The following is a 426-nucleotide window of genomic DNA, read 5'->3' on the forward strand; positions in this document are numbered from 1 at the left end:
CATCAGGCGTACCACTAATTAATGCTTCAGCTTTTGCTACTGCTTGATTATATGCATTTTGCTTGTCAGGATCTGCATTGACAAAGTTACCATCAGCTTTTGTTTGTTCTTTATCTGCAATGCCTTGTTTTAATTGTGTCATCGCATTGTTTAACTCTTGTGCTGTTTGTTTAACATTGTTTACACCAGCTACAGTAGTTGCATTTTGAACTTGTTGTTTTAATGCATTTTTCTGTGCTTGGTTAAGGTCATTAGAGCTATTAATTAATGCTGTTGCTTCGTCTTTTGCATGTTGAACGTTGGCATTACCACTTAATGCTTGTTTTGCTGCATTTACTTGTTGGATTGCTTGTTCAACTTCAGTTTGTGTTGCATTGCCACCATTAGCTTTTGAAATAATGTTTTCAGCATTTGTAACAGCTGTGT

At 35.9% G+C, this 426-nt stretch carries 1 protein-coding gene; it reads right to left on the reverse strand.

The features are described from left to right. Positions 1-426: GA module-containing protein (locus J1M39_RS12125; RefSeq protein ID WP_206496854.1), on the reverse strand; the 426-nt coding region annotated here is incomplete at both ends.

Source organism: Micrococcus sp. KRD077, assembly GCF_017168505.1.
Classification (GTDB): Bacteria; Actinomycetota; Actinomycetes; order Actinomycetales; family Micrococcaceae; genus Micrococcus; species Micrococcus luteus.